Origin of the sequence: Aquincola agrisoli, from assembly GCF_036621135.1 — a bacterium.
GTDB lineage: Bacteria > Pseudomonadota > Gammaproteobacteria > Burkholderiales > Burkholderiaceae_C > Aquincola > Aquincola agrisoli.
Window position 1 is genome coordinate 16758 of the sequence record NZ_JAZIBG010000028.1, and the last position, 13988, is coordinate 30745.

The 13988-nt window shown below is 66.8% G+C and carries 13 protein-coding genes; 10 read left to right on the forward strand and 3 right to left on the reverse strand.

The window, feature by feature from the left end:
* Positions 1-89: 89 nt before the first annotated feature.
* From V4F39_RS11725 to iaaH (V4F39_RS11755), 7 genes are all read left to right on the forward strand, one after another.
* Positions 90-665, forward strand: coding sequence for a restriction endonuclease (locus V4F39_RS11725; protein WP_332289591.1), 576 nt, complete (start codon positions 90-92; stop codon positions 663-665).
* Between the two features lie 18 nt (positions 666-683).
* Entirely contained in the window at positions 684-1082 is a 399-nt protein-coding gene (locus tag V4F39_RS11730; protein WP_332289592.1) for a methylglyoxal synthase, read from the forward strand.
* Positions 1083-1091: 9 nt separating this feature from the next.
* Complete coding sequence (locus tag V4F39_RS11735; protein WP_332289593.1) at positions 1092-1472, forward strand: CidA/LrgA family protein; 381 nt, start codon at positions 1092-1094, stop codon at positions 1470-1472.
* Positions 1469-2185, forward strand: a complete 717-nt coding sequence (locus tag V4F39_RS11740) for an LrgB family protein (protein ID WP_332289596.1) — start codon at positions 1469-1471, stop codon at positions 2183-2185. Before V4F39_RS11735 ends, V4F39_RS11740 begins: the two co-directional genes overlap by 4 nt.
* A gap of 265 nt (positions 2186-2450) precedes the next feature.
* Positions 2451-3932, forward strand: coding sequence for an indoleacetamide hydrolase (gene iaaH / locus V4F39_RS11745; protein ID WP_332290537.1), 1482 nt, complete (start codon positions 2451-2453; stop codon positions 3930-3932).
* Positions 3933-4063: 131 nt separating this feature from the next.
* Complete coding sequence (locus V4F39_RS11750) at positions 4064-4804, forward strand: helix-turn-helix transcriptional regulator (protein ID WP_332289598.1); 741 nt, start codon at positions 4064-4066, stop codon at positions 4802-4804.
* Positions 4805-5016: 212 nt separating this feature from the next.
* Positions 5017-6465, forward strand: a complete 1449-nt coding sequence (gene iaaH / locus V4F39_RS11755) for an indoleacetamide hydrolase (RefSeq protein WP_332290539.1) — start codon at positions 5017-5019, stop codon at positions 6463-6465.
* 27 nt (positions 6466-6492) lie between these two features.
* Here iaaH (V4F39_RS11755) and V4F39_RS11760 read toward each other — a convergent pair whose 3' ends face one another.
* Both V4F39_RS11760 and V4F39_RS11765 read right to left on the reverse strand, forming a co-directional pair.
* Complete coding sequence (locus tag V4F39_RS11760) at positions 6493-7701, reverse strand: hypothetical protein (RefSeq protein WP_332289600.1); 1209 nt, start codon at positions 7699-7701, stop codon at positions 6493-6495.
* Positions 7702-7769: 68 nt separating this feature from the next.
* Positions 7770-10076, reverse strand: coding sequence for an FAD-dependent oxidoreductase (locus V4F39_RS11765; RefSeq protein ID WP_332289602.1), 2307 nt, complete (start codon positions 10074-10076; stop codon positions 7770-7772).
* Positions 10077-10608: 532 nt separating this feature from the next.
* Between V4F39_RS11765 and V4F39_RS11770 the strand changes: the two genes are divergently transcribed.
* Entirely contained in the window at positions 10609-10905 is a 297-nt protein-coding gene (locus V4F39_RS11770) for a hypothetical protein (protein ID WP_332289604.1), read from the forward strand.
* 100 nt (positions 10906-11005) lie between these two features.
* Entirely contained in the window at positions 11006-12277 is a 1272-nt protein-coding gene (locus V4F39_RS11775; RefSeq protein ID WP_332289606.1) for an MFS transporter, read from the forward strand.
* On the opposite strand, the gene V4F39_RS11780 is transcribed toward V4F39_RS11775, so the two are convergent.
* Positions 12250-12963, reverse strand: a complete 714-nt coding sequence (locus V4F39_RS11780) for a Crp/Fnr family transcriptional regulator (protein ID WP_332289609.1) — start codon at positions 12961-12963, stop codon at positions 12250-12252. The two genes, V4F39_RS11775 and V4F39_RS11780, sit on opposite strands and share 28 nt — an antisense overlap.
* A gap of 93 nt (positions 12964-13056) precedes the next feature.
* Between V4F39_RS11780 and V4F39_RS11785 the strand changes: the two genes are divergently transcribed.
* Positions 13057-13983 carry a PaaX family transcriptional regulator gene (locus V4F39_RS11785; RefSeq protein ID WP_332289610.1) on the forward strand — a complete coding sequence of 309 codons (927 nt, stop codon included), beginning with the start codon at positions 13057-13059 and terminating at the stop codon, positions 13981-13983.
* Positions 13984-13988: the final 5 nt, after the last annotated feature.

Here is a 13988-nt window from a genome sequence, read left to right on the forward strand (position 1 = left end):
CGCGCGAGGCTCCCATCCGGGCAGACCCGTGTGCGAAACAGGGGATGGCGCCGCGCCGTCGATCACAATGCGCGCCCATGAAACTGCGCATGGCCGAGAACTCCCTGTTTGCCATCCTCCTGCGTTCGCGCTGGTGGGTGAGCGCCCTGGTCGCGCTGGGCTTCGTGGTGGTGGCGTTTGCGATGCTGCCCGAGTCGCTGCGCGTGATCGGCGCGCTGGGCGGCGCGCCCTTCGTCGTGATCTCGGTGATGGCCGCCCGCCGCCAGTGGGGCCTGCCGGGGCCCGCCAAGGTGCAGGCGCTGCTCACGGCGGCCGGCACGATGGGCTGGAACGAGTTCGCCGAGGCGCTGGCGACCGCGTGGCGCCGCGAGGGCTACGCGGTGCGCCGCGTCGACGGGCCCGGGGCCGACCTGGCGCTCGAGCGCCAGGGCCGCACCACGCTGGTCAGCGCCAAGCGCTGGAAGGCCGCGCGCGTGGGCGCCGAGGCGCTGCGCGACCTGCTGCAGGCCATCGACAAGCAGGAGGCGCACTACGGCATCGCCGTGGCGCTGGGCGAACCCACCGACGCGGCGCGCGCCTTCGCGCGCGACAACGGACTGACGCTGCTCGGCGGCGAGGCGCTGGCGCGCCTGCTGCGCGACATGCCCCTCCCCCCCAAAGCCTGATCCGCCGAAGGAGCCCGCATGGCCACCACGCCCATCCGCATCGCCCTCATCGCACACGACGGCCGCAAGCGGGCGATGGTCGCGCTGGCGACGGAATTCAGCGCCTTCCTGCAGCAGTGCACGCTGTGCGCCACCGGCACCACGGGCCAGCGGCTGCAGGACGAGGTGGGCCTCACGGTGGAGCGCCTGCTCAGCGGCCCGCTGGGCGGCGACCTGCAGATCGGCGCGCGGCTGTCGGTCGGGTCGCTCGACGCCGTCGTCTTCCTGCGCGATCCGATGACCGCGCAGCCGCACGAGCCCGACATCAACGCACTGGTGCGCGCCTGCGACGTGCACGACGTGCCCTGCGCCACCAACGTCGCGGGCGCGCGGCTGCTGCTGCGCCAGCTCTGGCACCCGTCGCAGCAGCAACCCTGAGCGCCGCCCATGATTCCCGCCTTCGCCCTCCTCCTCGTGCTGCAACTCGTGGGCGAGCTGCTCGTGCAGTCCCTCGGGCTGCCCTTGCCCGGCCCGCTGGTCGGCATGCTGCTGCTGTTCGGCTTCTTCGTCTGGCGCGGCGGCGTGCCGCCGGGCGTCAAGCAGGTGGCCGACGTGCTGCTGCAGAACATGATGCTGCTGTTCATCCCGGCGGTGGCCGGCGTGATGATGCTGTTCGACCGCGTCGCCGGCGAATGGCTGCCGTTCTTCGCGGCCTGCATCGGCGGCGCGGCCATCACGCTGGCCGTCACCGGCATGGTGCTGCAGGCGCTGCTGCGCCGGCGCGGCGGCACCGCCGAGGAGGGCACCGACGAAGGCGCCCAGCCATGAAGCACGAGTTCTTCCAGATCTGGGTCTTCCTCGCGCAATCGCCGCTGCTGTGGCTCACGCTCACGGTGCTGGCCTACCTGGGCGCGCTGTGGCTGTACCGCCGCAGCGGGCTCAACCCGCTGGTCAATCCGGTGCTGATCTCGGTGGCGCTGATCGTCACCGTGCTGCTGCTCACGCGCACGCCCTACCCGCAGTATTTCGATGGCGCGAAGTTCGTGCACTTCCTGATCGGGCCGGCCACGGTGGCGCTGGCCATCCCGCTCTACAACCAGTGGGAGCGGCTGAAGCGCATGGGCCCGGCCATCGGCATCGCGCTGCTGGCCGGCTCCACCACGGCCATCGTCTCGGCCGTGGGCATCGCCTGGCTGCTGGGCGCCACGCCCGAAACGCTGCGCTCGCTGGCGCCCAAGTCGGCCACGATGCCGATCGCCATGGGCGTGGCCGAGCGCATCGGCGGCCTGCCCTCGCTGGCCGCGGTGGCCGTTGCGGTGACGGGCATCGCCGGCGCCATCATGGCGCGCGCGCTGTTCAACGTGCTGGGGGTGAAGGACCTCTCGGTGCGCGGCTTTGCGGTGGGCATCACCTCGCACGCGATCGGCACCGCGCGCGCGCTGCAGGTGCATGAGCAGGCCGGCGCGTTCGCCGCGCTGGCGATGGCGCTCAACGGCATCGCCACTGCGCTGCTGGTGCCGCTGCTGCTGGCCCTGCTCTGACCCGCTGGCAGCGGCCCTCGCGCCGCTGCCAGCCTGCGCTGTGAAGCGCCCAGGCCGCGCCAACGCACCAACGCGGTGTGCGTTCATGACCGGAAATGGGGCATGTTTCTTGTACGAAACGGGGAGCCGGGCTTGCGCGCCCTTCCAGGCCGCGCCGGGCTGCCTTCACTCCCCAATAACGTGCAACGGAGCACCGCACTTGTTCTCATCGACCACTTCCCGCAGGGCCTTCCTCAGGGCCTCCACGACGCTCGCCACGCTGCCGCTGGCCACCCTCGCCGCCTGCGGCTCGGACGACGGCGGCATCAACAGCGACGAGCAGCTCGCCCTCACCGCGACCGAGGCCGTGCAGGCACTCTCGCAAGGCCGCCTCACCGCCGAGGCCTATGTCCGCACGGTGCTCGACCGCGCCCAGGCGCTGGCCGGCCTCAACGCGGTGATCACGCTCGACGAAGCGGGGGCGCTGGCCGCCGCCCGCGCGGTCGATGCCCGGCGCCGCAGCGGCGCCGCGCTGCCCCCGCTGGCGGGGCTGCCGATCATCGTGAAGGACAACATCAACACCGCCCACCTGCCCACCACCGGCGGCACCGCGGCGCTGCAGCACCTGCGCCCCTCCGCCAATGCACCGACGCTGGCGAAGCTGCTCGATGCCGGCGTGATCGTGATCGGCAAGGCCAACCTGCACGAGCTGTCGATGGGCATCACCAGCAGCAACCTCACGCCGTTTGCCGGCCCCGTGAAGAACCCCTACGACACCACCCGCGTGCCGGGCGGCTCGTCGGGCGGCACCGCGGCGGCCATCGCGGCACGCATCGTGGCGGCCGGCCTGGGCACCGACACCGGCGGCTCGGTGCGCGTGCCGTCGGCGTTGTGCGGCATCGCCGGGCTGCGGCCCTCGGTGGGCGACAACCTCGCGCAGCGCCGCTACCACGACGAGAACGCCGTGGTGCCCCTGAGCCACACGCGCGACACCATCGGGCCGATGGGCCGCACCGTGGCCGACGTGGCGCTGCTCGATGCCGCGATCACCGGCGGCAGCGTGCCGCAGGCGGCCGACCTGCGGGGACTGCGGCTGGGCGTGCCGCTCAACTTCTGGCAAGGACTCGACAGTGCGCTGGAGCCCGTGGCGCTGGCGGCCAAGGCGCGGCTGGCCGCGGCCGGCGTGGTGATGGTCGGCGTGGACCTGTCGGACGCGATGGCGCTGAGCCAGCACATCTCCTTCCTCTTCGGCGAGGAGGTGCTCGTCGACATGCCGGCCTACCTGGCTGCCAGCAACGGCGGCGGCCTGACCTTCGACCAGATCCGCGCCACCATTGCGAGCCCGGACGTGCGCGCGGTGTTCGACGTCGTGGCCGGCCGCGCCTTCGAAGCGGGCTACCCCGATGCCCTGGCCGTGCACCGGCCCGCCCTGCAGGCGATGTACGCGGCCTGCTTCGCCGACCATGGGATCGACGCGCTGCTCTTCCCCACCACCATCCTCGCCGCCGTGCCGATCGACGCCGCCAACGGCTCTTCGGTCTCGGTGATCAACGGCACGCCGGCCAACACGCTGACGACGCTCAACCGCAATGCCGATCCCGGCTCGGTGGCGGGGTTGCCCGGCTTGTCGGTGCCCGCGGGGCTGACGGCCGGCGGCCTGCCGGTGGGCCTGGAGCTCGACGGCCCCATCGGCAGCGACCGCCGGCTGCTGGCGATCGGCATGGCGATCGAAGCGGTGCTCGGCCCGCTGCCCGCGCCGAAGGTGTAGGTACGCTGCGCCGGGCGCCGGGCGCCTGGCACGTGCGCCGCGGCCGGCGGCCGGACCCTGCGGCACATGGGGGTGCCGGCCGGCCCCGGCTTCGGCCACACTGTCCGCCCCTGCTGCGCCAAGGAAGCCCGATGTACCTCAGCCGCTGCCAGGCCGACGTGCTGGCCCGTGTGATGGCCGCGCTGGCCGAGCCCTACGACGAACGCGACGTGCGGCTGCACGTGGGCGAGCTGATGCTGCAGCTGCTGGGCGCGCAGCACTATGCGAGCTACGTGTGGAACGCCGGCAGCCAGCGCTTCGGCGACGGCCTGTGCCTGCACATGGACCCCGCCAACCTGGCGCGCTACGACCGCCACTACCAGTTCCACGACCCGATCACGCTGACGATGCAGCGGCACCGCACGGCAGTGCGCGTGACCGACGTGATGCCGCAGGCCGCGCTGCAGCGCACCGAGTTCTTCAACGACTTCCTCGCGCGCGACGGGCTGCACTGGGGCATCAACCTCTACGCCTGGGCAGGCGACGACAACATCGGCGACATGCGCATCTGGCGCGACCGGCGCCGCGAGAACTTCAGCACCGACGACCGCGCGCTGCTCGACATCGTGCGGCCCGCGCTGGTGGCGGCGCTGCGCCGCAGCCAGGCCGCCTCCGCGCCGCCAGCCATCGAGCCGCAGACCCCTGGCGCCGCCGCGCTGCTGAGCGCCCGCGAGCGCGAGGTGGCACAACTGGCCGCGCAAGGCCTGCCCGACAAGGACATCGCGCGCCGCCTGGGCATCTCCCTCACCACCGTGCGCACGCACCTCGACCACGCCTTCCGCAAGCTGGAAGTGCCCAACCGCGTGGCCCTGGCGCACAAGCTCCGGCGCTGAGGCGCGGGCCTCTTGCGGCATCCTCATTCACGAGGATGGGCGCGGGCCGGGCGCGCGGCTAACTTCGCTGCAACCGACCCCTCACCCCCAGACCACCGGAGTACCGCATGCGCCCCCTGCCCGATCGCAGAACCTTCCTGAAAGCCTCCAGCAGCCTCGCCGCCGTGCCCCTGCTCGGTGCGCTCGGCGCCTGCGGCTCCGACGACGACGACATGAACACCACCGAACAACTCTCGCTGACCTCGGCACAGGCCGTCGCGGCCATCGCCCAGGGCCGGCTCTCCGCCGAGGCCTACACCGCCACGCTCATCGCCCGCGCCAAGGCACTGGCCGAACTCAACGCGCTGATCGTGCTCGACGAGGCCGGCGCGCTGGCCGCCGCTCGGCAGGTGGATGCGCAGCGCCGCAGCGGCACCGCGCTGCCCGCGCTGGCGGGCCTGCCCATCGTGGTGAAGGACAACATCAACACCACCCGCCTGCCCACCACCGGCGGCACGCCGGCGCTGCGCAACGTGCGGCCCACGGCCAACGCGCCTTCGCTGCAGAAGCTGATCGACGCCGGCGCCATCGTGCTGGGCAAGGCCAACCTGCACGAGCTGGCCTTCGGCATCACCAGCACCAACCTGTCGCCGTTCGCGGGGCCGGTGCACAACCCGTACGACCGCAGCCGCATCCCCGGCGGCTCCTCAGGCGGCACGGCCGCGGCCATCGCGGCGCGCATCGCCACCGCCGGCCTGGGCACCGACACCGGCGGCTCCACGCGCGTGCCGGCTGCGCTGTGCGGCATCGCCGGGCTGCGGCCTTCGGTCGGCAACGGCGGCGCGCAGCGGCGCTACCACGACGACGGCGCGGTGGTGCCCATCAGCCACACGCGCGACACCGTCGGCCCCATGGGCCGCACCGTGGCCGACGTGGCACTGCTGGACGCGGTGATCACCGGCGGCGCCGTGCCCGCGGCCGCCCCGCTGCGCGGGCTGCGGCTGGGCGTGCCGGCCAGCTTCTGGGCCGGGCTCGACACCGGCCTGGCCGCCGTGGTGCAGGCCGCGAAGGACAAGCTCGCCGCGGCCGGCGTGGTGCTGCTCGATGTGGACCTCTCGGGCCTGGCGGCGCTCAACGACCAGGTGTCGTTCCAGATCGCGCTGCACGAGCCCATCGCCGACATCCCCGCCTACCTGGCGGCCACCGGCGTCACCGGCATCACGCTGGCCGACGTGGCCGCGGGCGTGGCCAGCCCCGACGTGCGCGGCGCGTTCGGCGCCATCCTGGCGGATGCCTACGGCGGCGCGTACGCCGATGCGATCAACGTGTATCGCCCGCAGATGCAGGCGATGTACGCGGCCTGCTTCGCCAACAACCGCATCGACGCGCTGCTGTTCCCCACCACCATCGCCCCGGCGGCGACGATCGACCTCGCCAACGGCTCGTCCACCGTGTCGATCAACGGCGGGCCGCCGGCCGACACCTTCGGCACCTACATCCGCAACACCGACCCCGGCAGCAACGCGGGGCTGCCGGGGCTGTCGATCCCCGTGGGCCTCACGGCCGGCGGGCTGCCGGTGGGGCTGGAGCTCGACGGGCCGGTGGGCAGCGACACGCGGCTGATCGCGATCGGGCTGGCGATCGAGGCGGTGCTCGGCGCGCTGCCCGCACCGCGCGTGTAGCCTGCGCGGCGCTGGCCCTCGGCGCCGCTACACCTGCTGAAAAGCGCTCCATTCATAGAACGCCTCGGCCGCTGCCATGCGCGCAGCATGCGCCGGCCCTTCGGCAACGGGCACGGCCTGGTGCAAGCGCATCAGCGTGCGCGCCGCGAAGCCACCGTCGCTCAACAGCGCGAGGTTCGGCAAGCCTGCGTAGTGCGCGAAGTCGTAGCGGTTGCCCGGCAGCGACTCGGCCTGGGAAGACAAGCCCGTGCACCCCGTGAAGTAGCGCGGGGCCGAGCTCAATACGTCGAGCGTGCCCTGCGCCACCTCCATCGCAGCCGCATGGGTCACCTGGGCCCCGTACTGGAACGCCTGCAACCTCGGCATGGCCGGCAGGCGGTAGCCCAGGAACTCCGACAGCGAGACCTGCACGAACGCGCTTTCCTCAGAGGCGCGACCTGCTTCCTTCAGGATGCGTGACAGCGCGAGGGGATTGCCATAGAGGGCGGCCGTCTTCGTGTTGCCGGGATCGATCAGGTCGCGATAGGCCTGGTCGCCGGGCAGCAGGGGATGAAGCTCGACGTCCACCCGCGCGAGGAAGTCCCGTTGAATGGCCTCCAGACCCGCCAGCGTTTCCGGCGTGAGGAAGGTCGAACCGGCATCCCCTTTCCCCGAGGCCAGGGGCAGGTGGTGCGCCACGAGAGGCAGCGCCCAGGCACTGGCGCCCGTGTTGTGCCAGTCGGTCAGCACGAACCGCGCGCGCAGTTGATGGCGTTCCAGATCGGCCAGCGTGGAACGCCCACCTGCGCCAGGCACTTTCTTCTGGTTGACGAGCACGGCACCCGGCTCGATGCCCACGGCAACTGCACGGCGATCCCCGTGGAAATTTTCAAAGGCCGCGTAGTCGGGTGAAGCATCAGGCCAGCGGCGCTGCGCTTCCAGAAGCGCGCCTTCGGCGGCGGGGGCATAGCGCGAGTGGACGATCAGCGAATCACCGTGCCAGATCTGTGGCTGGCCGGTTCCCCAGCGGAGATCGATCTCCTGCGCCGCAGCCGGACTGCAGAACCGGGACGTTCGGATGCTCTGGAGAAAGGGGCGATCGGACTGAACGTCCAGGCCGCAAAGGGACAGGGGAATGCCTGGCGCGGAGATCTCCGCGGCCGCGGCATCGGACGCTGCCAACGCTCCAGCGATCGGCAAAGCCCCGGCGAGCGCGCCGGACGACGTGGACTTGAGAAAGTTGCGACGTGAAACCATTTGGGATTCCTTAAGCGTGTTGGGTCGATATTGATAACAGAGGTCAATGGGTTGACTGGTCAGAACGCTCAGCTCTGTGAAGCATGGTCATGCTCATGACCCTTGCCTTTGCCGTGATCTTGATCACGACCGGCCTGAAACCGATTGATACGCCCTAAGACAAGCTCCTTCGCAGGCATGGAGAGGCGATTCAACTGATGCGTCCTGCGCGCTTCGTCGTAGACGATACCGGCCGTGGCATTCAAGGCCGACTGAAACGCGCCTTCGACCCAACCGCCGTAGTGACTGAACGAACAGCCACAGAAGTAGATCCGCGCGGTGCTAACGTCCACCCGGTTTCCCACATCCCAGGTACCGGTGAGGTGCTCGCCATCAGTCTGCGCGGTGAGCCGGAATTGGTAGATGCTCCGCAAGCCTCTGTTGGGTGCATCAAGCTTGAATCCCATGTTGATATGAGGCACCCTATCCCAGTCGACGATGGCGAGATGCCCCTCTTGCCCATCAGCCTGACTACGGGTTGGCGAGAAAAAGTTTGGATGCGTGCGGCCGTTGATGACTTGGTTCCTTGTGCGCTTATCCCTTACTCGATTATCAAGTATCTCAGCCACGCCGTTAGCGGGGTTTGTATCGCGCCCAGAGAAGGTGCCGGTAGTATTGAGTAATGCATTCAAATTGGGGTATCTGACAAGAAATTCATTTCTGACCCTCACGGAATCGATACCCCACGAATACTGAAGACCCATCACAAGCCGGGCGCTAGCAAAATTTTCGTTTAAACGCGGCAGTATATATGTGACGCCCACCGGGATATTGCCGGCCATGCCGAAAATAGCTCGAACGAAGCGATCATAATTCCTTAGGAGCGGATTTACCAAACCAAACTGGCCCTGCGGATTTCCTGCAGGACCGCCTGCAGCTTGAAATATTTTGACTGACGATATTCGCTGCTGAAACTGGATATCGTAGCGGAATTCGCTGGACCGCTCCGTAGAATACGGTCGCCTGTTCGGTGGAGTAGCCGTAACACCCGTGCCCGTAAAAAAGTTTTCAGCAGCCCTGTGTGACATAGCCAGCACCACATAGTCGTACCGCGTTGGTGTTGTAGTACCGTTGGACTGGACCAGGAAGTACCTCCCGCTCGACGCCTCCCAGATCGCCCCCCTGATCTGACTGAAGTAATTGAACGATCCGCCGTTGTTCGAACTGGCTACTCTTTGCCTCAACTGGAAAGGATACATAAGCAGATCGGGAACTGCATACTCGGCAGCGTAGTTCCAGACGACAAGTCGCATGACATCAAGCACCGAGGTATCGAACAAGGGACTGAACCCTCCAGTCCCCAGGCCAATAAAGCCAATTGCTCGAATTTCATGCTGATTAAATCGCTGTTCAAGGAACTGCCTATAAGTTATGTGGTGGAAACTGCCAGAGACTATTCCCCAGAACCCCTCGACCTGGTTGAGCTGCGCAAGATTCGCGGTGCCACTCAGCATGATGCTACTCACTTGATTCAGTGTGAGTCCGTTCGCCTGCACGTTCAAAAATGCACTGAGATGCCTCTGCTGCAGAGCAGCATAATTCAACCCGTTGTCGCCGAGTGCATCAAGGCCAAGGCCACCCCTATCCCAAGTGGCCGACAGTGTCGTCTCCCCTGAAAGATACGTCGGTATTTTTCCAGGATTCGGGAATTCCGTGAATTGAGTAAGGTTAGGCAGCACGAGACTTAGATAGTGCCAAAACAAATGGGATGTATCAGGAAAGCGCATGGCGCCCAATTCGACGCGCGTGTTCGGGTCATTCGGCACGACGTTGACAGGGCGAATGCGGCCTGCCCCATTCGGAATCCCTGCATTTCCAGAGGGGGGGGCCCCGGCCTCCCACAGGTCCACTACTGCCCCGAGCTTGCCGAGCTGCCAAGCGCTCAACAAACCCGACATCCCTCCACCGATAACGGCGATGCGCGGCCTATTGCCCGCATTCCAGAACGCGACACCATTGGCGGTAAACGGCGACGAATTTTGGTTAGCGGCCTCCCCTGCCAGCAGATCCGCATAACTGAAATGCGGCGCATCCGGATAACGAACCCTCCTAGATGACGCGAGCAATTGTGAGATCGTTCTTGTTTCGAGACCGGAGTTGCGGTCGACAAGCGGCTGAGGCCGTCCGCCCCGCAAAATTTCCAGCTGAGTCGGCGATAAATTGCGATGCGCGCGCTCCTTCGCGTCAGCATCCAGCTTGTCACGTACCGGGTAAAAACTCGGGATCATTTGCACTCCTCGATTGAAATAGTTCTTCGGGTCTGGTGGTTGAAAGCGGCTCCGCGCGCACGACCAGACCCACATCGCGCGGAACACGTTGATAAACAGGCCGGTCACCTGTCGCGGGGCACCAGCGACGCATCGACATGCCGGCTGTCGCTACACGCCCAACCTCAGCGGCGTTGACGAACTCGGTGCTGCAAGCCGTTGCGGCAGGACGATGTCGCGACGAGGACAAGCGCTTGATGCCCGCGGCTCTGCCCCACTTCATTCCTCCTCACCGCCCACGACTCTCAAGCCATTTGTCCGCTCTCGTCTTGCTCGGCAAATGCCATAAAAAGATCAAGTCAATCCCGTAAACAGATGCTAATGACACCATAGGACTCACACAACAAGACACTTTGTATCACTTCTGTCGATGTTGTTTCGAAACTTACTTTTCTTGGACGAAGTACAGTCAATCGGTAGTATCCCTATCATTTGATGCGGCCTGATTCCCATTGACCAGAATCAAGAAAAATCTTTCGGCTGAAACAGTTCCTTGTGCGGCCCAAATAGCCCACCTAGCATGGACTTCGATCGACCCGTATCCGACGAGCCCGATCCGAGCCTTTTGTGCTCGCCATGAAATCAACTTCTGGAGATAGACATGCCTGTTCTGTTCACCCGCATCGGCACCCCCCACCCCGGCCAGCAAGCCCAGGCGCTTGAATATGCGAAGGCGCGCAAGGAGGCCGTCAACAAGTCCTATGCGCTGAATGCCGAGGTGTATGTGCGCTTTGGCGGCCCGGTGGGTCAGGTCGTGATGCTGGAAAGCTTCGAAAGCCTGGCTGCGCTGGAGAAAATGAAGCAGGCCGCCATCAAGGACAGCATCGAGCACAAGATTCCGACGGCGCCCGCCGGCGTGTTCCAGAGCGTCGAGGAACACGCCTGGATCACCGCATGACCTGTTGAAGCGGAAACAAGCTGATCACGCTTGATCAAGCAGCTCGATATCCCATCGAGCTGCTTTTTTTTGCCCGAACCACAATAATCAGGAGACGCGGATGAAAAGCACCCATCGGTGGTACGGCGTATTCACGCTGTTTGCCATCGTCGTCATCGCCTATATCGACAGAATCAACCTGTCGATCTTGATCACCAACGCAGATTTCCTGGCTCGCATGGGCATGGCGCCGACCGACCGCGCCGCGCAAGGCCTGCTGGCCACCGCCTTCATGATCGGGTATGGCGCGGCAGCCTTCGTCTTCACGCCGTTCTGCGAAGCGCTGTTCGGCGTGCGTCGCAGCCTGGTGTATGGCTTGGTGCTATGGGGCGCCGTCACCCTGGCCACACCCTATTTCGAAAGCTACGCGATGCTGCTCGGCTCGCGCATCGTGCTCGGCCTGAGCGAAGGCCCGCTGTTTGCGCTCGCCTCGTCCTATATCAAGAGCTACTACGACTCGGCCGAAAACGGCAAACCCAACGCCATCCTGAATACAGGAACCGGCGTGGGACTGGCCATCGGGTATCCGTTCGTCAGTGCGCTGATGGTCAATTTCGACTGGCAGACCTCGTTCTTCGTGCTCGGCGCGATCAACCTGGTGGTCGGCATCCCGCTGGTGCTCGCGTTCATCCGCATGCCCGCGGCCTCGCTGGCCAAGGCGGCGCCGACGATGCAGGAAGCGGCAGCAAAGATCCCCGCGATGATCCGCGGCGCGCTGCAAACCCGGAACATCGGGCTGATGGCCGTCATCACGACCATGACGCTGGCATACCTGTGGGGCAGCGGCAGTTGGCTGCCTTCCTACCTGAAGGAGGCCCGCGGCTTTTCTCTCAAGGAAATGGGGCCGCTCGCCTCACTGCCGCAATGGGCGTCGGTGTTCTCGATCCTGCTGGGCGGCGTCATCCTCGACCGCATCCAGCGCAAGGACGTGCCGCTGCAGTTCATCGTCGCGGCCGTCCTGGTCGCGGCATCGGTGTATCTCGCCATCAACAGCGAGAACAAATACGCCGCCGTCGCTTTCCTGACCTCGGCCAATTTCTTCTGGGGGCTGAGCTACCCGTGCTGCCTGTGCCTGATCCAGCATTTCTCCAAGCCGGAGTACACCGCCAGCTCGTGCGGCGTGGCACTGGGTTGCGCCGGGCTGGTCTCAGGGCTGATGCCGCTGCTGATGGGCTGGGCCATCAGTGCGGCATCCAGCGGCGGCGATGCCAAGTCTGGGTTCTTCGTCGGGTTTGCGCTGCTCATCGGCACGCAGGTCGTCATCGGCCTGTGCGCCGGGGCCGTCTGGCTGCGCGAGCGGCGGATTCATTCCGCCAGGCTGGTCGCCGCGTGAGTTTCGGCGGCCACGTAGCAGCGCAGTCCATCAATGCTGTGGATCGTGACGTGGCTGCCCTCCAGGGTGATCAACCCTGCATCGGAAAACTCCCGGAAATAGCGCGACAGGGTTTCCGGCGTCAGGTTGAGCTGCGCGGCCACCAGCCGCTTCTGCAGCTCGAGCCGGATGCTGCTGGGCCCCCCGCCATCCGCTGGTGACAGGCGCAGCAGGTAACTCGCCAACCGCGCACCGGGCGGCTGCAGCAGGAAGTCGTCGATGTCGTCGACCATCAGGTGCAGCCGGTAGGAGAGATTGGCGAGCATGCGCATGCCCAGGCGCCAGTCGGCCTGCAGCAGCGTCACCACCACCGCCTGCGGGACGAAGACCAGACCCGAATCCTCCGCCGCGATGGCGGTGGTGTAGTGCGGCAGCTCCTGGAACATCGTGGCCTCGCCGAAGCTGTTGCCTCGGCCAGCGATCTGGATCGGCTTTTCGAGCCCCTTGCTCGAGAACAGCGAGAGACGGACGCGGCCGTAAGACACGACGTAGAAGCCGACACACGCGTCGCCCTTGCGGTAGATGACGTCGCGCTTCAGCACGCGCACCACGTCCGCCTGCGACGCGATCGTCGCGACCACGCCGTCGTCCAGGCCCTGGAACAGGGGCAGGTTCTGCAGCAATCCCAGGACATGGCAAGGCTTCATATCGTCGCACCCCCTCAGGAAGGCGGATATGTTAGAGATACAAGTAGACTCCCTCAACATCGCAGGATGTATCACTTGGGAGCCCTTGTCCGCGTGAAATCCCCTCGTCAGCCACCGCCGGCCTCCCTGGCCGGCCTGCGCCGCGGCCTGGTGCTGCGGGCCAATTCGCTCGTCGTCACGGTGTACGGCGACGCCATCGCGCCGCGAGCGCAGTCGGTCTGGCTGGGCAGCCTGATCGGCGTGGCCATGCTCTTCGGCCTGTCGGCCCGGCTGGTGCGCACTAGCGTGTTCCGGCTGACCGCGGACAACTGGTTCGACGTGACGCGCGTGGGGCGTCGCAGCTTCTACGGCTTGTCGCCGCAAGGGGTGCTGCGGGTGCAGCACGCCGACCGCAGGATCTATGAATTCAACCTGCCGACGTGGGACGGCCGCTGGACCCTGCTGCTGCTCGACCCGCGGATGCGCGCCAGCATGCGGCAGCAGCTCAAGCGCGAGCTGCTGTGGGAAAGCTTCGGCCAGCTGTCCGTCGGGATGTTCGCGCACCCGCATGCCAACCACCGGTCGCTGCGCGAGATCCTCGCGGCGGCGGGGGCCGAGGCGCAGGTGGCGGTGCTCACCGCGCAAAGCCTGGAGCGCTACGCGCAGCAGCCGCTGCAGACGCTGATGCACGACACCTTCAAGCTGGCGAAGGTGGAGCAGGCGTGGCTGCAGTTCATCGCGCGGTTCGCGCCGCTCGACGCGCAGGTGGAACGGCTGGGCCCGTCCGACGCCTTCTATGCGCGCACCTTGCTCATCCACGAGTACCGCCGCGTGCTGCTGAGGGATCCCAACCTCCCGCAGGCGCTGCTGCCCGAGGACTGGCCGGGCGTGCGGGCCCGGCAGCTCTGCGAGCACCTCTACAGCCGGCTGCTCGCACCCAGCGAAGAGTTCCTGTGCGCGAACTTCCTGACGACCGATGGGGCGCTGCTCGCGACGCCGCAGGCGATCAGCCAGCGGCTCACACGCCCCTTCGGCACCTGAACCGC